Annotated in this window: 16 protein-coding genes; 7 read left to right on the forward strand and 9 right to left on the reverse strand. The window is 37.0% G+C overall.

Annotation, left to right across the window (positions count from 1 at the left end; translation table 11 throughout):
* Positions 1-23: 23 nt before the first annotated feature.
* From AC07M3_RS01095 to AC07M3_RS01105, 3 genes are all read right to left on the reverse strand, one after another.
* Positions 24-794: an IclR family transcriptional regulator gene (locus AC07M3_RS01095; RefSeq protein ID WP_494566262.1), complete on the reverse strand. Its 771-nt coding sequence runs from the start codon at positions 792-794 to the stop codon at positions 24-26.
* A gap of 164 nt (positions 795-958) precedes the next feature.
* Complete coding sequence (locus AC07M3_RS01100; RefSeq protein WP_494566263.1) at positions 959-2,230, reverse strand: CitMHS family transporter; 1,272 nt, start codon at positions 2,228-2,230, stop codon at positions 959-961.
* Between the two features lie 44 nt (positions 2,231-2,274).
* Entirely contained in the window at positions 2,275-3,198 is a 924-nt protein-coding gene (locus AC07M3_RS01105; RefSeq protein ID WP_307009661.1) for an SMP-30/gluconolactonase/LRE family protein, read from the reverse strand.
* A gap of 217 nt (positions 3,199-3,415) precedes the next feature.
* On the opposite strand from AC07M3_RS01105, the gene AC07M3_RS01110 reads away from it, so the two are divergent.
* The 3 genes from AC07M3_RS01110 to AC07M3_RS01120 are packed head-to-tail and all read left to right on the forward strand — an operon-like array spanning position 3,416 to position 6,930.
* Positions 3,416-4,354: a hydroxymethylglutaryl-CoA lyase gene (locus tag AC07M3_RS01110; protein ID WP_494566264.1), complete on the forward strand. Its 939-nt coding sequence runs from the start codon at positions 3,416-3,418 to the stop codon at positions 4,352-4,354.
* Position 4,355: 1 nt separating this feature from the next.
* The gene (locus AC07M3_RS01115) at positions 4,356-5,549 is read left to right on the forward strand and encodes a CaiB/BaiF CoA transferase family protein (protein ID WP_494566265.1); all 1,194 of its coding nucleotides are present in this window, start codon (positions 4,356-4,358) and stop codon (positions 5,547-5,549) included.
* 52 nt (positions 5,550-5,601) lie between these two features.
* A complete protein-coding gene (locus AC07M3_RS01120; protein WP_494566266.1) occupies positions 5,602-6,930 on the forward strand; it encodes an MFS transporter in 1,329 nt (442 codons plus the stop codon).
* 55 nt (positions 6,931-6,985) lie between these two features.
* Here the strand turns inward: AC07M3_RS01120 and AC07M3_RS01125 are convergent, their stop codons facing one another.
* A complete protein-coding gene (locus tag AC07M3_RS01125; protein WP_199991445.1) occupies positions 6,986-7,909 on the reverse strand; it encodes an alpha/beta hydrolase in 924 nt (307 codons plus the stop codon).
* A gap of 110 nt (positions 7,910-8,019) precedes the next feature.
* Between AC07M3_RS01125 and AC07M3_RS01130 the strand changes: the two genes are divergently transcribed.
* Positions 8,020-8,925 carry a LysR family transcriptional regulator gene (locus tag AC07M3_RS01130; protein WP_494566267.1) on the forward strand — a complete coding sequence of 302 codons (906 nt, stop codon included), beginning with the start codon at positions 8,020-8,022 and terminating at the stop codon, positions 8,923-8,925.
* A gap of 128 nt (positions 8,926-9,053) precedes the next feature.
* Here AC07M3_RS01130 and adeT1 read toward each other — a convergent pair whose 3' ends face one another.
* From adeT1 to AC07M3_RS01155, 5 genes are all read right to left on the reverse strand, one after another.
* Positions 9,054-10,049: a putative multidrug efflux protein AdeT1 gene (gene adeT1, locus AC07M3_RS01135; RefSeq protein WP_309951022.1), complete on the reverse strand. Its 996-nt coding sequence runs from the start codon at positions 10,047-10,049 to the stop codon at positions 9,054-9,056.
* A 176-nt stretch (positions 10,050-10,225) separates the two neighbouring features.
* Positions 10,226-12,487 (reverse strand): ATP-binding cassette domain-containing protein, encoded by a 2,262-nt coding sequence (locus tag AC07M3_RS01140; RefSeq protein WP_494566268.1) that lies wholly within the window; start codon positions 12,485-12,487, stop codon positions 10,226-10,228.
* 223 nt (positions 12,488-12,710) lie between these two features.
* On the reverse strand, positions 12,711-12,947 hold the full coding sequence (locus tag AC07M3_RS01145; protein WP_003651786.1) for a VF530 family protein: 237 nt from the start codon (positions 12,945-12,947) through the stop codon (positions 12,711-12,713).
* An 859-nt stretch (positions 12,948-13,806) separates the two neighbouring features.
* Positions 13,807-14,907 (reverse strand): ABC transporter substrate-binding protein, encoded by a 1,101-nt coding sequence (locus AC07M3_RS01150; RefSeq protein WP_494566269.1) that lies wholly within the window; start codon positions 14,905-14,907, stop codon positions 13,807-13,809.
* 72 nt (positions 14,908-14,979) lie between these two features.
* A complete protein-coding gene (locus AC07M3_RS01155; RefSeq protein WP_494566270.1) occupies positions 14,980-15,933 on the reverse strand; it encodes a TauD/TfdA dioxygenase family protein in 954 nt (317 codons plus the stop codon).
* A 221-nt stretch (positions 15,934-16,154) separates the two neighbouring features.
* Here AC07M3_RS01155 and AC07M3_RS01160 point away from each other — a divergent pair, with 221 nt between their 5' ends.
* From AC07M3_RS01160 to AC07M3_RS01170, 3 genes are all read left to right on the forward strand, one after another.
* Positions 16,155-16,976, forward strand: coding sequence for a Crp/Fnr family transcriptional regulator (locus tag AC07M3_RS01160; protein ID WP_004701544.1), 822 nt, complete (start codon positions 16,155-16,157; stop codon positions 16,974-16,976).
* Between the two features lie 117 nt (positions 16,977-17,093).
* Positions 17,094-18,758: an arylsulfatase gene (locus AC07M3_RS01165; protein ID WP_494566271.1), complete on the forward strand. Its 1,665-nt coding sequence runs from the start codon at positions 17,094-17,096 to the stop codon at positions 18,756-18,758.
* A 211-nt stretch (positions 18,759-18,969) separates the two neighbouring features.
* Complete coding sequence (locus AC07M3_RS01170) at positions 18,970-21,459, forward strand: TonB-dependent receptor (protein WP_494566272.1); 2,490 nt, start codon at positions 18,970-18,972, stop codon at positions 21,457-21,459.
* Positions 21,460-21,492: the final 33 nt, after the last annotated feature.

Here is a 21,492-nt window from a genome sequence, read left to right on the forward strand (position 1 = left end):
AACTGCCTGAAATAAGAAAAATTTTAATTAGGCGCTTTTAAAAGTTTTAAAGCATCTTCTAAACCATAAATACTTCCTGCCAAATACTTTGACACTTGGATGCTGCACTCAAGTAAAAGAGAAGTATTTTCGGCAATTTTTTCTTGGGTTAAACGTTCAGAAGGACCTGAAATGGTAAGCGCGCCTTGTAACTGTCTACCATTGCTAAATACAGGGACAGACAAAGAGGACGTTTCTGGGTCACGTTCTCCAAATGAACTTGCCCAAAACTGACTTTGGATTTGTTGTAGATTTTCATCTACTTCAGTTTGAGAAAATGCACGAAGAATTTTACCCGAAGCCCCAACATTGACTGGAAAAGTATCTCCTTCAGAGATAGAAACTTTTACAGAACGGGCTGGTTCAATGCGAAATAAAACCACGCGCTTATCGTTATCTAAAATATAAAATGAAGAAGTTTCACCAGTTTCTTTTGTAATTCTTTCTAATACAGGGTAAAGGACATCTTTAAGCTTAAAAGAATTTTGATAAATTCTTGATAGTTTTAAAGGAGTTATACCTAAAGAAAATTGACCATCTTCATTTCTGACGACATAACCATGACGTTCTAATGAACTCAGTAATCTAAGAATAGTACTTTTATATAGCTTTGTACGGCGTGAAATTTCTGCGAGAGATAAGACAGGGCTATCTATATCAAAAGCATCTAAAATCAGTAATGCTCTATCTACGGCAGCTACACCTGAATTTTGCTTATCCATTTGGCTATCAGGATCTTGTGTTGATTTCGTCATACAAAAATATAAAAACTCAATTAAATTTAAGTGTTTTAGGAATAAATAAGTATAGCTGTAATTTAAAAGATGAAATAGATTTTTTAGTGAATGTCAGTATGCAGTGAGATAAAACATAGAAGAATATAAAAGTGCCTTCAAATATTGAAAGCACTTTTATTGATTTATATAAGTCCGATAACTAGAGCAGCAAGATACATCACTATGCAGGTTCCAGTACACCAGAGTATGGATGCCTTTTGATTTTCACCATAATCTACATTGGTTAAAGAGCATAATAGATAAGTAGAAGCGACCATTGGACTTAACAAGTGAATAGGTTGTCCGATTAAACTTGCGATAGCCATTTCATTCGCACTGATACCATAATGTGAAGCTGTTTCAGCAAGAATAGGTAAAATCCCAAAATAAAAAGCATCATTCGTCAAAATGTAGGTAAATGGCATACTGATAAAAGCAGTAATCGATGACAGATAAGATCCAGACGTTTCAGGAATAACTGAAATGAGATGCTGAGCAATAGCTTCAATCATGCCTGTACCTGTCATGATTCCTACAAAAATACCAGCAGCAAAGATCAGAGAAGACACTGCTAAAACACTATCGGCATATTTTGCGACTAATTTTTTCTGTTCAGATAATTCAGGGAAGTTAACCACTAAACCGATACAGAATGCCAAAATGAACAGAGGAGCTAAAGGTAAATAACCTTTAATCATTGAAAAAACGAGAAGAATAGTAAGTATCAAGTTAAACCATGATTTCCAACTTTTCGTATTTGGTTCTTCATGTATAAGGTCGTCATCTGGTGTAATTTCATGAATACCTAAGCGCTTTCTTTCTTTTAAGCCAAGATAAAAAGCGACAAATATCACCCAAATAAGACCAGCACACATTACTGGCAACATTTGTAAAAAGAGTCCAGTCGGATCGACTTTAAGTGCGCTCGCAGCTCTAGAAAACGGGCCAGCCCAAGGTAAAATATTCATTACCCCAATTGAAAGCAATAGAACAGTTGCCATGATTTGTGGTCGAATTCCAACTTTTTTGTACAAAGGCAATAATGCTGTTGCAACAATAATATAAGTCGTTGCACCATCACCATCTAACCCGACACAAATTCCAAGAATACCTGTGCCCACAACAATCTTTAGCGGATCGCCTTTAACGATTTTAATGATGAATTGAATGAGCGGATTAAATAGGCCAGCATCTGTCATCATGCAAAAATACAAAATTGCAAAGGTGATCATGATGCCAGTGGGAGCAAGTAACTTAATCCCGTCAATCATCATGCTACTCATGTCGGCCACATGACCAGTCAAAAGAGCAAAAATTACAGGAATAAGAACTAATGCTGTAAGCGCAGATAAGCGTTTTGACATAACAGCATACATAAATACAGCGATCATGCTGTAACTTAAAAAGACTAACATAAATCAATCCTTGATTTACTTAAGAAATAAACTTTAAGTAGAAATTAATGATGAGAAAACATTGGCTTACCAGAATGTTCTAAATTCGTGGTTAAGATAGAACCTGTAGATGAATCGATCATAAATAGTTGTTTATTTTCATTACCACCGAAAGCTAGATTAGTAATAGTTCTGCCAGCACAAGATTTAATTCGATAAAGTGGTTCTGCATATTGATTAAATACCCATACACATGCTTGACCAGCATCACAAACATACAAATTTTTATCGGCATCTAGAGCAAGTCCGTCAGCACCACTCAACCCACCAGCTAAGGAAGTAAATATCCCGACTTTCGTGGTAGAACCGTCTTTTTGAATTGGCAAACGCCATACAGCATTGCCACGGGTCATTGCGACAAATAAAGCTTTTTCTTCATAGTCCATGACTAAACCATTAGGACTCAGACCATTATTAATAAGACATTCAAGATGATCTTTATTCATGTCATAACTGAACACACGTCCAGTGGGGTCGTGCATGCCAGTTTGCCCCTGATCAGTGAAGTAAAGTTTTCCATCTTCAGAAAAAAATAGATCATTTACTCCTTTAAAACTTTCACTTTTTCGATGGGTTAAAAATGGGCTAACAACTCCGGTATTCGGATTTAGTTGCATAATTCCATTTTTATAATCAGCAATAAAAATTCGCCCATCTTTATGAATTTTCAACCCATTTGGCCAACCATCATATTCGGCTATAAGGTCCCATTTACCATCAGGAGAAACTTTAAAAATCCGTCCAAAAGGAATATCAGTAACAAATAGATTGCCTTCTTTGTCAAAAGATGGACCTTCTAAAAAGCTCGTTACTTTTTGACCAGGCTTATTGGCTCGAACCCAATCAGATTCTTTTTGTTTTAAATAAATTTCAGGAATTTGACTAAAAATTTCAGTGTGTATCTCTTTCGGGGGGGCGAAAAGACTCATTTTAAGCTTCCTTGCTGTTCTGTTCTACGGAACGATGTTCTATTTAATTTTATTTTTTAGCTTATTTTGTCCTCTGTCAAGTCTTTTCTAAACATTCCTTATTTACTCAAAAGCTTAAAAATTAGTATTTGCATTAAAAATAGAACTGTGTTCTATTGAATAGAACGCTCTTGCGTTGCTGTAATAAATATTCTTGTGCAATAGGAAATGTAAAGATATGAGCCATTCAAAGGACATCGATATATTGGTGAGTGAGGTTGGACCTCGTGATGGTTTGCAAAGTGTTAAACAAACCATGCCAACTGATATGAAGAAAAAATGGATTTCAGCTTTAGCTCAAGCAGGATTAAGTGAAATAGAAGTTGGATCTTTTGTATCTCCAAAATTGCTGCCTCAAATGGCGGATTGTGGGGAGGTTGTTAAACATGCACTAACTTTAAAAAATGTATTCGTTACCGCATTAGTACCTAATCTAAAAGGTGCAGAAAATGCATTCAAAGCAGGAGCCCAAAAAATAACGGTTCCCGTATCCGTGAGCGAACCTCATTCACTCTCAAATATTCGTAAAACGCATGCAGAAGTTTATGAAGAAGTGAATTCGATTATTCAATTCCGTAATCAAAATTTCCCCAATGTATTGGTAGAAGCAGGGTTATCAACTGTTTTTGGCTGCACAATTCAGGGTGTTGTTACTGAAAATGAAGTCCTCACGATGGCCCATCGAATGGCCCAATTAGGCGTAGATGAGATTGGTTTGGCAGATACGGTTGGATATGCAAATCCTGTCCAAGTACGGAGTCTATTTAAAAAATTAAAACTGGAAGTCGGAAATTTAGCGGGTAGTGCACATTTCCATAATACACGCGGGCAAGGTCTGGCTAATGTTTTAGCCGCAATTGAAGTGGGTGTTACGACTTTTGACGCATCGCTAGGTGGTATTGGTGGTTGTCCATACGCGCCAGGAGCATCAGGGAATATTGTTACTGAAGATTTAGTCTATTTACTTGAAAGCATGGGCTTACGTACAGGTATTGATATTGAAAAGTTGATTGAAGCTCGCGAATGGTTAAATCAAGGAATACCAGGAGAGCCACTCTACGGATTTATTCCAGATGCAGGCGTCGGTAAAAATTTTAAATATGCAAAGGACCAATAACGTGAAAGATGAAAAGAAACTACCACTGGCTGGAATCCGAGTTTTAGAATTCGTACATATGGTAATGGGTCCTGCATGTGGTTTACTCCTTGCTGATCTCGGTGCTGAAGTCATCAAAATTGAACCATTGCCTCAAGGTGATAACACTCGCAGACTTATGGGTTCAGGTGCGGGGTACTGGATGACTTATAACCGTAATAAAAAAAGTTTGTCAGTTGATATTAAAAGTGAAAAAGGAATGTCGCTTGTTAAGGACTTAATCAAAACTGCGGATGTTATGATTGAAAACTTTAGACCCGGAGCGATGAAAAAACTAGGACTCGATTATGAAGGGGTTAAATCAATTAAGCCCGATATTATCTATGGTTCAATGAAAGGTTTTTTACCTGGTCCTTATGAGCATCGAACTGCTTTAGATGAAGTCGTACAAATGATGACTGGGCTTGCCTATATGACGGGTCCTGTAGGGCGTCCATTACGTGCTGGAGCATCTGTTAATGATGTGATGGGCGGAATGTTTTGTGCTTATTCAATCGTTGCAGCTTTATACCAACGTCAATTAACTGGTCAAGGTCAACTTGTTGAAACTGGTTTATTCGAAAACTCTGCATTTTTAGTTGCTCAGCACATGATGCAAAGGGCAGTTACAGATAAGCCTGTCGCTCCAATGCCAAATCGTGTTTCGGCTTGGGCTGTATACGACGTTTTTAACACTAAAAATAATGAACAAGTATTTATTGGTGTTGTTACGGACTCGCAGTGGATCGCATTCTGTGATGCTTTTGGCTTAGAAACTCTAAAAAATAATCCTGAATTTGCTCAAAATAACCAACGTGTAAAAGCACGTGAGCTAATCCATCCAATTATTCGTGAGACGCTTAGCCAATTAGATAAAACAAAAGTAATGGAACTATGTGAACAAGCGGGTTTACCTTTTTCTCCAATCCAACGCCCAGAAGATTTATTTGAAGATATTCACTTAAATCAGTCAGGTGGGATGGGGAAAGTAGTTCTCGAAAATGGTAAGCAAGTAAAAGTTCCTTTACTACCATTTACGATGAATGGACAGCGTTTTGGTGTCCGTGAGAATGTACCTGAAGTAGGCGCGAATACGATCGAGATTCTTACTTCTTTGGGATATGACGAAGCCAAAGTCCAAGAACTCACTAATTCTCAAATTATTAAATCTAACTAATGCTTTTAAAGCATTAGTTTTTTTATTGATGTTTTATGCAAGGACTGCATATATGAATTCTTCAAATCATCTTTCGAACATTGCTATCAATAATCAGTCTGCTTTATGTGATAGTGCAATTAAAAAGGCGACATGGCGTTTTATTCCATTGCTGGCCCTTGCATATTTTTTTAATTATTTAGATCGCACTAGTGTGGGATATGCTGCCTTACAGATGACTGATTCACTAGGTTTAACTGCTGCTCAATTTGGATTGGGAGCAGGAATTATGTTTGTAGGTTATTGTTTATGTGAGGTCCCAAGTAATCTAGCAATGTATAAATTTGGAGCCAGAGTGTGGATGGCCCGAATTATGATTACTTGGGGAATTGCTGCGGCTGCGACTGCTTTTATTGTTGGGCCTTATAGCTTTTATTTTATTCGTTTTCTATTAGGTATTGCGGAAGCAGGGTTTTTCCCAGGTGTTATTTTTTTCTTGACAGTCTGGTTCCCACTACAATATCGAACTCATATTCTTGCCTTATTTACAATTGCTACACCTATTTCATTTTTAGTAGGTGGTCCTTTATCTATATGGTTATTAGGTTTTCATGGACATATGGGGCTAGAGGGCTGGCAATGGATGTTTCTGGTAGAAGGTTTACCAGCTTGTATTTTAGGTTTTATTACTTATAAGGTTTTAAGAAATAGTCCTAAAGATGCAAGTTGGCTAACAAATGAAGAGCGTAATGCTTTAACAAATGTGTTAGCAAATGAAAAGCAAAAAGTAGCAGGTAACCATCATTTCAAAGACGCATTAAGAGATATTCGAGTCTGGATACTTGGTTCTATTACGTTCAGCTTCACACTAGGAACTTATGGAATAGGGATTTGGCTACCTCAGATGTTAAAGGCCCAAGGCGTTGAATTAAGTTTAATTGGTTGGGTTGCCGCAATCCCGTATTTTTTCTCCACAATTGGTTTATTAATATGGGCAAAACATGTAGACCGAACAGGTAAACCTATTCGTAATTTAGTTGTTGCACTAGTACTTGCTGGGGTTGCTCTAATTATTGCTTTAAATTTATCTGGATTAGTTCCAGCATTAATTGGTATTACATTTGCTTTAGTGGGAACAATTTCTGCTAAAACAATTTTCTATACACTTCCAGGTAAATTTCTTTCAGGAGAGGCAGCCGCAGGGGGGATCGCTTTAATCAATTCAATTGGTGCATTTGGTGGATTTGTTGGACCTTATTTAATGGGCTATTTAAAGACAGCAACGGGTTCCTTCACAAGTGGATTTATGATTATGGGATGTATCCTCTTTTTAGCAGCCTTTATGACATTACTCCTTTATATAACAATGAAAAATAAAGAAGTCTCTGTAAAAGCTTTTTAGCTGACTATAAAAAAATGGAAAGTTTCCCCAATTGAGAAACTTTCCAATATATGACTTAAAGGTGCTTTTGAAAGAACGGAATAATTTTTTCTAAAGCTTGAGCAACAGGCTCAGGTTGATCGTATAAATCATAATGACTCGCATCTTTCACCACAAAAAGGTTTTTATCTTTAGATGCAGCTTTGCTATATAGCTCATAACCGTCGCGATAAGAACCAAACCCGCCTGGAATTTCACCAATCACAATTTGTAAGGGTTGAGTGAGTAGGTGTTCTGCCAAATGAAACGCATCAAATCCAACAGCAGCGGCTAAACCTGAAAAACGGAGTTTATTCGGTGAACCTTCTGCCTGACCACGAGAGGTTTTGTAATAATCAATCGCTTCTTTGATATCAATATCATTAATTCCAGCTTGTTCACGCTCTTGTTGTGAGTTTGGAATGTACTGCGTAATAAAAGGTTCAGCACCACGCGCTTCGGCAGTTCGCTGTGCAGCAATGGCTTCTAAAGTTTTAATGGCAGCTTCTGGTGTCTGATCGCCCTCACGCATTAAACGACCATAGTTTGCTGCCACAACAGTTGCGACCGCTTTAAAACGGCGTTCAGTCATAGCCGCATTGACAGCATAACCACCGCCACCACATACACCTAATACGCCAATACGGTTTTCATCCACATAAGTAAGCGTTGTTAAATAGTCGGCTGCACAGCGGAAATCTTCTACACGTGTTGCTGGGTCTTCAAGAAAACGAGGTTCACCACCGCTTGCACCCTGATAAGATGCATCAAACGCTAAAGTAATAAATCCAGCTTCAGTCAGTTTTTCACCATAGATGCTGCCAGCAGTTTGTTCTTTACAACTACTAATGGGGTGAGCACATACAATGGCTGCATATGTTTTGTTTTCATCAAAATCTTTTGGAAAACGAATAGTTGCAGAAACATCGATATTTTTATTTTTGAAGGTTACAGTTTTCATCATCTTATCTCCGAAAGAGAAACTAGGTCGATGAAATCAATATACCTGTAGTGATTTATTATGATAATCCACTATAATTAGATAGCACTTATATTGAATACTTATAAATAATGAAAGAAAATTTAAACGATTTGCACACTTTTATGGTCGTTGCTCAAGAACGAAGTTTCACGCGGGCGGCTGCAAAACTCAGGACATCCCAGTCAGCAATTAGCCAAACACTCCGCAACTTAGAAGACCGAATTGGTATAAAACTATTATCACGAACTACAAGAAGCGTAGCGCCTACGGAAGCAGGTGAATATCTACTCAATTTGCTTCAACCTGCAATACAAGAAATAGAGCATGGCATAAATCAAATCAGTGCTTTAAAAAATGATCCAGCAGGAACATTACGTATTAGTGCAGATGAATATGGAATCCAAAGTGTTATATGGCCAGCAGTTGAAAAAGTAATTCAACTGTTTCCTAAAGTTTCAGTAGAAATCATCTCTGACTATGGTCTTGTTGATATTGTAGAAGGACGTTTTGATGCAGGACTTCGAAGAGGCGGTTTGGTTTCTAAAGATATGATCGCTTTACAGGTGAGTGAGCCCATACAAATGTTAACGGTTGCGACTAAAGAATATTTGGCTCGTTATGGTCACCCTAAGCAACCAAAAGATTTAGTTGAACATCAGTGCATTAATCTGAGATTACCCACGCATGGTGAACTCTATCGTTGGCAATTTACCAAACATGGTAAAACTCAGACAGTTACCGTTAACGCTAAAGTTGTTTTTACAACCTTATCTCCAGTGCTTCAAGCAGCAAGAAGTGGTGTAGGAATCGCTTATCTACCTATTGATATGGTTCAGCCTTATATTGAAAGTGGTGAGTTAGAAGAAACACTTAAGGACTGGCGACATAGCTATGAACCTTATCACCTGTACTATCCACATAGACGAGAGCAAGCACCTTTGTTAAATATCTTAATCAATGCGTTAAAAGAAAATTTTAATAAAAATAACGCGTAGTAAGATGTATGGTTTGAGTCAATAATTGGATCTTCGCTGCTAATTAAGTTAAACACGGATATCTCGACAACATCCGTGTTAGAAAATTAGTTTAGATTAATGATGAAAGAGAAAGGCGGCGGAAGTATTCATTCATCATTTAATGCACATTCAAAATTACTTGGGTTTTCTTTACATCTTACTTTTTTCAAAAAATTCATCATTTTAGGATCGTAGATACCTGCCTTGGTTAGCTGTATTCGTGCCTCGCGCATCATTTTCATATAATTCAATTGTTCATTTTTAGGAATATCCATCCAATACTTTGAAGGAATATCACTTTCATATTTAGCAATAATGCCAAATGTTCTATTTAATTGGCTGGCTACCCAAGTCCGCGACTTTTGCCCAAAACCTGCTGGAAATTGGTCTTTACGAATAATGAAATTTGCCGAAATTTGAGTCAAAGGAAAACGAATGATTGCTCCTTTCTCACCTAAACCTTTGTATAGCTCAAAAGGTTTAAATGCAACAATAGGAGCGGGCACAATATCAATTTCATGGTTATTAAACTTCGCACCCGCATTGGTAACATCTACAGATACAGCCTGACCTCCAACATGTTGAACAAGCTTAGGTTGGGCTTCATCATATTTAAATACCCCAATTTTTTTACCAGCAGCTTTAGCGAGAGTATTTATACTTCTATCATTTACAAATAAATATGCGGGACCAATTGTTCCTAAGCCTGCAATTTCGTAAGGACCTACAACCATGTTTTTTGCTGCCATAGGCGAGGACAATAGCTTATAGGCATTAATTGCTGTTTTCATATTTGTTAATGCGCCAACAGCATCTAAAGATCCTGTATATTTATTGAACTGACGCCCACGTAAGCCACTAATAATAGCACCATCACATTTTCCAACTTTTAAATCTTCAGCTGCGACTCGTTCATCAACATATGCTTTTAAAGATATATCTGCTCCCCAATTTTTGGCTTCGAGTGCATAATCTTTGGCCAAAGCGAATGCGTCTCCCGACTTACCAACTGGGTCAAAAACACAGACGGCTTGTTGCTTAGCGTAAATAGTTGTTGTTAAACATGTGCTTGCAATAAATAAAATAGTTTTAAAACGATCCATATTTAGTTATCCATTATTTAAATTATAAAAATTATTTTATAAATATGGGCCAGATTAGATATGGCATTTCAATAAAAATTTTAAGGGAAAAAGTCAAAAGACAGCTAAGAGAGGCCGTGACCAAGCTATCGAAAAGTTGAAAAATATATAGCCTAAGACTTAGATAAATCAAATTTTTACAGCTCTAGATATTTTTTCAAATAATGACCTGTTAAAGATTTTTCTGCTGAAAGCAAACCACTAACTGTTCCAGAGAACACCAATTCACCACCTTTGTCACCAGCCAATGGACCAATATCAATAATCCAATCAGCTTGACTTATAATGTCTAAATTATGTTCAATAACAATGATCGTGTTGCCTTTTTCAACTAAGTTATTTAATAAACTAATCAATTTTTCAGTATCAGAAGGATGTAAGCCTGTACTCGGTTCATCTAATACAAAAATATTATCTGTTTCATTGAGTTCTTTTGATAGTTTTAATCTTTGACGCTCACCACCAGAGAACGTATTTAAGCGTTGGCCGATTGCAATATAGTCTAATCCCAAGCTCACCAGAGAATTAAATTGCTGCTGTAAAGTTAGATCTTCAAAAAAGTTACTTGCTTCTGTAACCGTCATTTTCAGAATTTCAGCAATGTTTTTATCTTTGTAATGATACTTTAATACCTCTGGGTCATATCCTGAGCCATGACAAAGGTCGCACGTCATTTCAACGTCATCTAAAAATGCGAGTTCAATTTTTTCCATACCTGATCCTTTGCATTGAGGGCAAGCACCTTCGCTATTAAAACTAAAGAGCTTGGCACTCACTTTATTTGTTTTTGCAAATAGCTGACGAATCGGATCAAGCAGGTCTAGATAGGTCAGTAAATTTGACCGAATACTTGCAGTAATTGCAGATTGATCAATGACTTTTGTTTCAGGATATTGTTGCGGTAAGACTTTACTGATTAATGTACTTTTTCCAGAACCTGCAACTCCTGTAATAACGGTTAGACAGTTCTTAGGAATATCGACATCAATATTTTTTAGATTAAATAAATGGGCATTTTTAATTGAAATCCATTGATTACTCATGCGTGGTGTTTTCTTATAGACATTTGGTCTTCTAAAAAACTGGCCTGTTAAACCTGATGAGTTCTTTAATTCTGCGAAAGTCCCTTGGTAAATAATTTGACCACCGTTGCTACCAGAAAGAGGGCCCATATCAATGACATGGTCAGCTGTTCTAATAAGATCAGGGTCATGTTCAACCAATAAAACACTATTTCCTTTATCTCTAATCTTTTGAATGATTTTAATAATATTATCTAAATCTTTTGGGTGAAGACCGATACTTGGTTCGTCAAAGATGTAGAGTAGGTCAACTAAACTATTACCCAAATGTTTAACCATCTTGATTCGTTGTGACTCACCACCAGATAATGTATTGCTCACACGATTAAGGTTTAAATAACTGAGACCAACCAAGTTTAAGTTGCTTAGTTTATTGATGATTTCATGCAGAACAGTTTCAAATTTTTCACTTTTTATCGTTTCTATAAATTCTAAAAGCATTGATACGGATAGGGCTGTGCATTCAGCAATATTTTTACCGTTAATCTTACAAGATAAAGATTTTTGATTAAGTCGTTGTCCCTTACATAAAGAACATTCTTTGGTTGTAATAATCTCTTCAAGTTTATTTCGATAACGATTTCTTTCCTGCGCTTCACCTTTCAAAAAGTTACGTTCAAATCTGGTCACCAGTCCTTCATAAAGTGCTGTTTTTCTCCATTTACTTGTTGGATTTAAAGGCTTGTGCTGAGGAGCATACAAAAACAAGTCCCATTCTTTTTCACTATAATCTTTTAATTTTTTATCTAAATCGAAATAACCTGAATCTGCATATCGCGTCCAACGCCATGCAGTAGGTTGATAGGTAGGGAAATTGATAGCATCTTCTTCATTTAAGGATTTATTTAAATCTAATATTTTATAAATATCAATTGTTTGCTCTAGACCAATACCTTCGCATTGTGGACACATGCCATTGGGATGATTAAAAGAAAAAACATTCGAGTAACCAACAAATGGTTCACCCATACGTGAAAATAATAAGCGAAGATTGGCGTAAATATCTGTAATTGTTGCAACGGTTGAGCGGATGTTACCCGTTAAAGGCTTTTGATTAATAATGACAGGTACATTTAAATTCTCGATTTTATCAACATCAGCGACCCCAAAATGCTGTAAACGATTGCGCACAAAACTATCTTGAGTTTCATTAATTTGTCTTTGAGCTTCTGCGCCAATAGTCTCAAAAACTAAAGAAGATTTACCTGAACCAGAGACTCCAGTAAAAACAACGATTTCATGTTTAGGGATCTTCAACGAAATATTTTTAAGATTATTTTGTCTGGCTCCGTAAATATTTATTGTTCTTTTAGTCATGTGTAATCACTTGAAATTAAAGATTTAGGGTAAAGGTAAAACAAAATTTATGTAAAGGATGTATATGTTTCTTAAGTAAATAGTTTAAATATTCAACTTATAGGGCTTAATTGTTAGGAAGCTGTCTAGAGAATCATTCTAGCTAAGACTAGAAATAGGGTTTGTCTAGGAAAGTGGTGGCAGTCCACCACTAATTAAAATGCTGAGGCTAGGATTTTGACAGCTATGATTTCTGTTTGGCTTTTTGGCGTAAGACATACAAATATAAGCTTTCTACTTTTTCACGTGCCCATGGTGTGGTACGTAAGAATCGCAATGATGATTTAACACTTGGATCTATGCAAAAACATCTAATTTCAATTTTACGACTTAAGCCTTCAAATCCACCGTAGTAATCCAATAATTCATCTAAAATGTCAGCAAGCTTTTTGCCGTGTAAAGGGTCATTGGAGGCGTTCATAATAGATCAACAATATTTTGGGAGTCCATTATTATAACCTGAGCTAGTTGGAAAATGAGAGAGATTGAATTTAAACCTAATGAGCAGGAAAGATTGCTTGAGTATTTTTTGATGCAGTTGGTGTGAGTATTTGAAATACTGTATGTATTGTGGTGATGGAAATCTAAAGAATAGCTGCACACATAAATTATATAAGTTTTTTTTAAATGTGTATAGTTTTTTAAATATTTTTTAGTTAAATTTCAATAGGATATGTCGTTATTGAAGTATTAACCAAGAGCTTAAGGAGACCAAGAATTTTTCTGGTTTTAGTCTAAAATGCCATTTTCCAGACATAAATGTTTAAAAGGCGATTTAGAAAAAGAAATCTATATAGCAGCCAGTAGTAGTCAGAAAATATAGTTCGTAAAGCTGATGTGCAGTTCACTAGAGTAAATATAAAAGTGTAATTACAAATTATAGTAAGCTGTGTAGAGAATTACTCTAGCTAGAATTAGAAATAGGGTTAGTCAGTTTAAGTCGCTAAGCGCGCTAAGGCCTAGTAAGTTGCTTGAGCAACAGATACAGTTGGGCAAGCTTTTAATAATTCAGTGTAGTGAAGTATAAACGGCGTAGTAACAATGCAGAGTAGCCAGAGCCTTATATATGGTAGGTTTCCAAATCTTCTATTTAACATAATATACATTATACGAACAATTATATAATTCAATAATATAGTCTTTTTCTTGGCTTACTGTACGTTTAGCTATACTTGTTGCCTCTACAAAGAATCATTAATTATTTTAGAGGCATATTATGAAGTTTATAAAAAAAGACCTTAACAAAGGTCTTTTTGCACAGCTAAATTAATTCAATAATTTTATTTTGAAGAGTTCCAATAATTGACGTAATTCAACTGTTGAATCCCTCGTTCGACAAACTCAGCATTTTGCCATTGATTTACATCAACATCGCGTTTTATCAGTTTGGCCTTTAATGCTGTCTGTACACCTTCTTGTAGATGCCCTAGATAATATTCATCCAAAAGCGGTGAAAAAACTGTTTTTAAGGCTTTGTCTTGTAGACTCAATGCATAGAGTTCTGTTGGTAATCCTGCATTTTTAGTGACAAGTTGAATGGCATTATCGCGGTTTTCAGGCCGTGAAACCCAATGTGCTGATTGTAAAACCGTATTGACCAATGTTTGGACAATTTCAGGATGTTGTTTAATAAACTCACTACGACCCACCAAACCTGATTGAATTGTGCCAGCTCCATCTTGTCTCTGCCCAGTACTCAGAGGAACCTCTACAATTTTCTGTTGTTTGAGCGCTAGAATTGGCATTAAACCCCAGCTGGCATCAATTTGCTTAGCTGCAAGTGCTGCATTGGCCGCAGCAGGATCTAAATTAATAATGCGGAAATCTTTTTCAGTAAAGCCATATCGCTCGATATATTGATCAAACGACAATTGCATAGCAGTTCCTTGAAAAATTGCTATTCGTTTACCTCTTAACTGTTCGAGACTGGTATATCCTTTATTTGGCAAAACACCCAAATAAGCATCTATATGCCGTCCAGTCGCTAACAATAAAGTAGTATCAATTTGATTCGATTTACCAATAATAGCGGCTAAGTCGCCTAAAAAAGCAAAATCTAATTGCTTATTGGCTAAGGCTTCATTAATTACAGGCCCTGCACCTTTAAAAAATTGCCATTCAACCTGAATATTTTTCTTTGCGAATTCTTTTTCAAGTAACTGATTTAAATATATATAATCAACTAATGGTGTGCCGCTGCTGTGTCTTTCACTACTGCTTAGATCAGGTACAGCAATTCGAATTTTTACAATGTTTTCAGTCTGATTTGTTGTTTTTGATGGTGCTGATGAAGATGCTTTGAAAATAAACAGTAGTAAAGCGATAAAAATAAGCGCAGGAACAATCCAGATAAATCGATTACGTTTTGATAGTGTAGCCATATCGTTTTTCTCAACAACATATACAACGTCACTGCTTAACGACAGTGACGTTTTGCATGTTTAAAATAGTCTTTAGTTGGCATTTAAAACGGCGTGAAGCTTGGCTTTTTCGAGTTGTTCTACTGATAAATCTTTGGGTAATGTGGTTTTACCTTTTAAGCCATGTACACCAGTCGTTACTTCACCGGCAAGTGTAATTCGGCGTACAACGCGATGTTGATCGCCATAATCGTTAACCGCGTAGTGCTGTGTAGAGCGATTATCCCAAATCACCACATCTCCTTCCTGCCATTGCCAACGCACTGTATTTTCTGGTCGCGTTACTTTTTCTTGTAAAATATTAAATAAAAGCTGTGAATCACTTTGACTGAATCCCACAAGTCGTTTGAAAAAATGCCCAAGTAAGAGGCTTTTCTTGCCAGTTTCTGGATGTAATACGACTACTGGATGCTCTGTCTCATACTTGGTAGATACAAAAATTTTCTTCAGCCTTTCGAGTTGTTCTGGCTCAACATTTTGTTTTGGTCCACCATAATCATATTCATTAGAGTGTACAGCTACCAATTGCTCAACAAATTGTTTTAAAAGCTCAGGAAGATCTTCATAAGCAGTTTCCGTATTTGCCCAAGTTGTATCACCACCTGTTTCAGGGATGATTAGGCTTCTCAAGATACTAATTTTAGGATAAGCATCAACAAAAGTAACATCAGTATGCCAAGAATTGGCTCGTGCACCTTTTTGTGAGTCAAGTTCAAAAATAAAATCTGTGCCATCCACCGCAGGTACTGTTGGATGTTTAACGGGTGAACCAAACAATTCTGCAAATTTCTCTTGTTCTGTGTCTCCCAAATGTTGCTGGCCACGAAAGAAGAGTACTTTATGCTCTAGTAGCGCATCGTGTATAAACTGAACTGTAGATGAATCAAGCTCAGAGCTTAAATGAATGCCTGATATTTCAGCCCCAATTCGACCAGTTAATTTTTTAACGTGAAGTTGTTGTGCTGGTTTCTGAATAAATGTAGTCATTTTAATTTCCTGTCATAATATATGACTGAATTTTTATCAGAAACGGCGGCTTATTCTGTTATTTCAGAGACAATCCATCACGTAAAAAATTATTTTTATATTTAAATAATTAATAACACACACATATGAAAATTAAATATGAAATTATATTTTTTTGAAATTTGAATAAATTTTAACTCTGATAAGCTGTTTAAAATCTTAGTTTATATCTCTGATTTATTATGAAAGCATCATCAATTATCGAGTTCAGGAATCCTATCTCAAAATATCAGAATGATTTTGACGGCGGACAATCTTCGGATCATCAAATTATAACGAATGAATTTATTCATAAAAGTATTCGTATTTTAGAAAATTATCAGGTTATTCAATCTTTATCTAATACAGAGAAATCTACGCTTATTCAGCATTTAAAAATAAGAAAGTATTATCATAATCAAACGATATACAATCAAAATGATCCGTGCACGGATATCAATATTTTGCTTGAAGGAGCGCTTAAACTTGGCTGGAGCACATCTCAAGGCAAATATCACACTGATATTTTTGTGCCCTCAGGTACATTAATCAATATTGTCCCGATCGTAACGGGTCAACCCCTCCTTCACGACCACATTGCACAAGGTAGAACGGTAATTGCCAACCTTCCTGGCCAATTGTTTATGGATGTCATCAGAAATAACGCAGATGCTTTGTTTATGGTGTTGAAATTAATCTGTGTAAGAACACAGCTAAATCGTGAACAAAATTTCATTTATTCAACTGAAACATTGCAAACTCGTCTTGCTAAAAAACTAGTTTTTCTAGTGGATTATCATTCCTATCAGGACAAAGATAAAATTTTACTGAATCTCAAATTGAGTCAGGAAAATCTAGCAGAACTTTTGCAGACCTCAAGACAAAGCATTAATAAAGAACTAGCAGCGCTTTCGAACCAAAACATCATTGAGGTTAAATACAATCAAATCTTTATTTTGGATTTTGAAAAGCTAAGCGATATTGCACAGACTCATCAGTTCAACAGTACCACTAAGTTTCTTTGATATATCTGCTTTTGTCATAATGATATGATTTTATTAGGAGATAACTGTCAGAATAGAAACAGAATAAAAATTTGTCATATTTACACTAAGCATTTTAGTCGCTTTGTTGGATAAAACATGACAGATGTAAATATCAAAAAACAACCTAATATTTTATTGATTGTGGCAGATGATTTAGGTTTTTCAGATTTAGGTGCTTTTGGCGGAGAAATCAATACACCTCATTTGAATGAATTAGCATTAAACGGCTTAAGACTTACTAATTTTCATACGGCGTCAACCTGCTCCCCCACTCGTGCGATGTTACTTTCAGGTACTGACCATCATTTAGCTGGTTTAGGAACCATGGCAGAGGCCCTTACCCCAGAACTCGAAGGTAAAGAAGGCTACGAAGGTGTATTAAATAACAAAGTTGCCGCATTACCAGAGTTATTAAAAGATGCGGGATATTACACAATTATGTCTGGGAAATGGCACTTGGGACTAAAACCAGAATATTTTCCAATTAAAAAAGGGTTTGAACGTTCTTTTGCATTATTACCTGGTGCAGCCAATCATTATCTATTTGAAGCGGATATTCCAGAAGACCAAATTCCGCGCTTACTTAAGTCAACAAAAGGACTTTATGCAGAAGATGATAAGTTTTCGGAAGAACTGCCTCAAGGGTTTTATTCATCCGATTATTTTACCACTCGCCTTCTAGACTTTTTACAAGATGATGAAGCACGCCAAGGACGTCCTTTTTTTGCATACTTACCTTTCTCAGCACCGCACTGGCCCTTACAGGCACCTCAGGAAGATATCGATCGATATAAAGGACGTTATGCGGATGGCCCCGTTAAATTGCGTGAACAGCGTCTTGAGAAACTCAAGCAACTTCAATTGGTAGATGCGGAAACAACGATTCACCCTGTCCTCGCTAGAACTCCATTCTGGGAAAATCTTACTCAAGAGCAACGTGACAAGTCCTCAAGAATTATGGAAGTCTATGCGGCCATGGTAGATCGTATGGACCAAAACGTTGGACGTGTAGTCGAATACCTCAAAGATCGAGGGGAATTGGACAATACCATTGTTATTTTTTTATCAGACAATGGTGCAGAAGGTGCTCAACTTGAAGCTCTGCCCGTCTTTGGCGGTCAACTTAATGAAATTATCGAGCAATATTACGACAACAGTATTGATAATATTGGACGAGCAAACTCTTATGTTTGGTACGGAGAACATTGGGCACAAGCAGCCACCGCTCCTGCTCGCTTATATAAAGCGCATACTAGCGAAGGTGGAATTAGAACAGTTTCTTTCATTCACTACGCAGGGTTTAAACGCCAAAATCAGATCAGTCACGAGTTTTTGACAGTTATGGATTTACTACCTACCCTACTAGATTATTTAAATATTCAGCACCCTGGTCAGGTGTATAAAGGTCATCAATTGGTGCCCCTACGTGGTCGTTCTATCTTGCCATATTTACAAGTACAACAAGACCATATTCACAATGAAGATCATGTCACAGGCTGGGAGTTATTTGGTCAAAAGGCTCTGCGCAAAGGAGAATGGAAAGCGCTCTTTATTCCTGCGCCAAATGGCCCAAATCGCTGGCAGCTATATAACCTTAAAGATGATAAAGGCGAAACTCAGGATTTGGCAAAACAATATCCAGAAAAGCTCGATGAATTACTTAAAGACTGGGCAACTTATGTCAAAGAAAATGGTGTGATTGAAAATGTGCAACAACGAAGATTATTACAAAATGATCAGCTAGAACCATTTGAAGTATAAAAATAACGAACAGATTAGTCTTTAGATTGAACTAAGCCAGCACCTAATGCTGGCTTTTAAATTTGCTGCCTGAACAATATTTTAAAAGGCTATGTTTAAAAAATTACTATTAAATATAAAGATAAGATCATCAAAATATAAACTTAAGTTTGTACTGATAATGACAGTGTTCAATTACATAAAAATTAAAATCATCACAAAGAAAACACAAATGGAGTCATTAATGTCAGTTCAAAAGCACACCTTTCATTTCAAGAGAAAAGGATTAGTTTTAAATAAAATCACGCAAAGTCTGTTTATTTCACTTATAGGGTGTGCAGGATATTCATCTATTGTCTATGCCGAAGATACTCCCACTACTTCAGGTACAGCGGTAACGGCAGCCAGTACATCAAATTCACAGTCAAACAGTAAAGCAGAGGATGTCATTCAGCTTGCAGATGTCATCGTGACGACACGAAGACGTGAAGAAAAAGCGCAAAATGTTCCAACACCCATTAGTATTTTAAGTGCCAAAACACTAGAAACACAAAAACTCAGTAAACTTGAAGATCTACAACAAGCCCTACCCAGCCTTAATGTTGCTTTCTTAAATCCACGTCAATCGAGTGTAGCTGTTCGAGGTTTGGGTAATAACCCAGCCAGTGATGGTTTAGAAGCTAGTGTTGGGGTCTATTTGGACAATGTTTACTTAGGTCGCCCCGGCATGGCTGTATTTGATTTATTAGATATTGCTCAACTCGAATTATTACGCGGGCCACAAGGGACATTATTTGGTAAAAATACTACGGCGGGCTTATTGAACATTAGCTCAAAACAGCCTACCTTCGACCCAGACCATTCTGCTGAAATTTCTTTTGGCTCACGCAATTATTTGCAGGCTAAAGGAACGTTTTCAGACGCTTTATCTGAAAATGTAGCAGGCCGACTCTCTTTTTATAAAACAACTCAAGATGGTTTTATTCATAATACCTATAATGGTAAAGATTATAACAATACAGACCGCGAAGGTGTCCGCGGTCAAATTCTCTGGAAGCCGCAAGAGAATTTTAATTTACGTCTAATTGCAGATTACAACAAACAAGATGATGATCAAGGCGCGATGGTTGTGTACTACGCTGGGCCAACGTTTAACAGTACCGTATATGGAAATAACTACAATCGTTACTTAGAAAATGCCACACAGTCAGGTGCCAAAAATCTTTATACCAACTGGAAAGACAAACAGATTCATTCAGATGCCCCACAACACATGTCTGTTGAGCAAGGTGGTGGATCAGCAGAAGCCAATTGGTCGCTAGATAGTGGTAAAAAAATTACGTCGATTAGTGCATACCGCTTTTGGAACTTCACTCCAACCAACAGTGATTTTATTAGCTCAAATGCCTTGATTAATGGTGGTGTTTCGGTTCGAGATAAACAGTACTCTCAAGAGCTACGTCTAACATCGGCTGGGAATCAGAAAATAGATTGGGTGACAGGCTTATATTACTTTCAGCAACATTTAGACAATACGACTTTCTCTTTATATGGAGATACGGCGGACGCCTTCTATCTTTATAACGTACCGAGCGTGAGAACCTTAATTGCCAATGGTCAATCGAATATTTTGAATAATCGAGATTCGTATTCATATGGAACAACTGAGACAAAAAGCTCAGCATTATTTGGTCAAAGTACATGGCATGCGACACCGAAGTTAGACATTACCACAGGTGCACGAGTCACCTATGAAGATAAATCTGCCAGTATCTATAGAACCGACCCTATTGGGGGTACTCCAGTTTCGGGTTTAAGTGCGGCAGAGCGTAATTTACTAAATGCCCAGCTCGGCGCATACGACTCGGGTGAACTGAAGCAACATGGTTTAAGCTACTCTGGCTTACTGACCGGCAGCTATCGTTTAAATCCGAGTACACTGGCCTATGCAACGTATTCGCACGGCGAGAAATCAGGTGGCTTTAACCTAAGCATTGGTTCTGCACCAGCAGCAGGTGCTAACTCGTTAAAGGTTGATCCTGAAAAAGCAGATAACTATGAAATTGGGTTAAAACAGAATTTTCTTAATAATACCTTACAGCTCAATAGCAATATATTCTGGATTGATGTTTCTGACTATCAAACCACAAGCTATGAACAAGTCGGCAACTCTGTCGTGAGTGTATTGGCAAATGCAGGTAAAGTACGCAGCCGAGGGATTGAACTCGATGCAACCTATCAACCTATTCGTCGCCTTACACTTAATTTTAATGGTTCGCTTAACGATACTACCTATACAGAATATAAAAATGCCCCTGCTCCATCCAATATCAGCATTCCAACAGGCGTAAACACACAAGATCTGTCTGGAGAACGTGTATATGGCGTACCGAAGTGGATTGCAAATTTCAATTTCCGTTATGACTTAGCTGAGCACAATAACTGGCAGCCCTATGTTTCAGGAAGTTATGCTTGGCGAGATTGGTCATATGGCTCTTTAGATAATAACCCGTACAGTGTCATCAAAGCCTATGGATTAACAAATGCGAGTCTAGGTGCACGACATCGTATTGGTGAAAATGAACTGGATGTTGCGCTATGGGTAAAAAACCTCACCAATGAAACCTATGTGACCAATACATGGAATTCTTCTAATGGTATTGTTCTCGCTAGTTTAGGTCAGCCTCGTACCATTGGTGCAACCGTGAAACTTAGCTTTTAACAAATAAAATGCTCAATCATTGCAGCATTGGCT

Source organism: Acinetobacter sp. GW821-FHT09D10, from assembly GCF_059416285.1.

Excerpts from the sequence above, each read along its gene's own strand:
- AC07M3_RS01095 (WP_494566262.1), bottom strand. The coding sequence starts at position 794 with ATGACGAAATCAACACAAGATCCTGATAGCCAAATGGATAAGCAAAAT.
- AC07M3_RS01100 (WP_494566263.1), bottom strand. The coding sequence starts at position 2,230 with ATGTTAGTCTTTTTAAGTTACAGCATGATCGCTGTATTTATGTATGCT.
- AC07M3_RS01105 (WP_307009661.1), bottom strand. The coding sequence starts at position 3,198 with ATGAGTCTTTTCGCCCCCCCGAAAGAGATACACACTGAAATTTTTAGT.
- AC07M3_RS01110 (WP_494566264.1), top strand. The coding sequence starts at position 3,416 with ATGAGCCATTCAAAGGACATCGATATATTGGTGAGTGAGGTTGGACCT.
- AC07M3_RS01120 (WP_494566266.1), top strand. The coding sequence starts at position 5,602 with ATGAATTCTTCAAATCATCTTTCGAACATTGCTATCAATAATCAGTCT.
- AC07M3_RS01125 (WP_199991445.1), bottom strand. The coding sequence starts at position 7,909 with ATGAAAACTGTAACCTTCAAAAATAAAAATATCGATGTTTCTGCAACT.
- AC07M3_RS01130 (WP_494566267.1), top strand. The coding sequence starts at position 8,020 with ATGAAAGAAAATTTAAACGATTTGCACACTTTTATGGTCGTTGCTCAA.
- adeT1 (WP_309951022.1), bottom strand. The coding sequence starts at position 10,049 with ATGGATCGTTTTAAAACTATTTTATTTATTGCAAGCACATGTTTAACA.
- AC07M3_RS01140 (WP_494566268.1), bottom strand. The coding sequence starts at position 12,487 with ATGACTAAAAGAACAATAAATATTTACGGAGCCAGACAAAATAATCTT.
- AC07M3_RS01145 (WP_003651786.1), bottom strand. The coding sequence starts at position 12,947 with ATGAACGCCTCCAATGACCCTTTACACGGCAAAAAGCTTGCTGACATT.
- AC07M3_RS01150 (WP_494566269.1), bottom strand. The coding sequence starts at position 14,907 with ATGGCTACACTATCAAAACGTAATCGATTTATCTGGATTGTTCCTGCG.
- AC07M3_RS01155 (WP_494566270.1), bottom strand. The coding sequence starts at position 15,933 with ATGACTACATTTATTCAGAAACCAGCACAACAACTTCACGTTAAAAAA.
- AC07M3_RS01160 (WP_004701544.1), top strand. The coding sequence starts at position 16,155 with ATGAAAGCATCATCAATTATCGAGTTCAGGAATCCTATCTCAAAATAT.
- AC07M3_RS01165 (WP_494566271.1), top strand. The coding sequence starts at position 17,094 with ATGACAGATGTAAATATCAAAAAACAACCTAATATTTTATTGATTGTG.
- AC07M3_RS01170 (WP_494566272.1), top strand. The coding sequence starts at position 18,970 with ATGGAGTCATTAATGTCAGTTCAAAAGCACACCTTTCATTTCAAGAGA.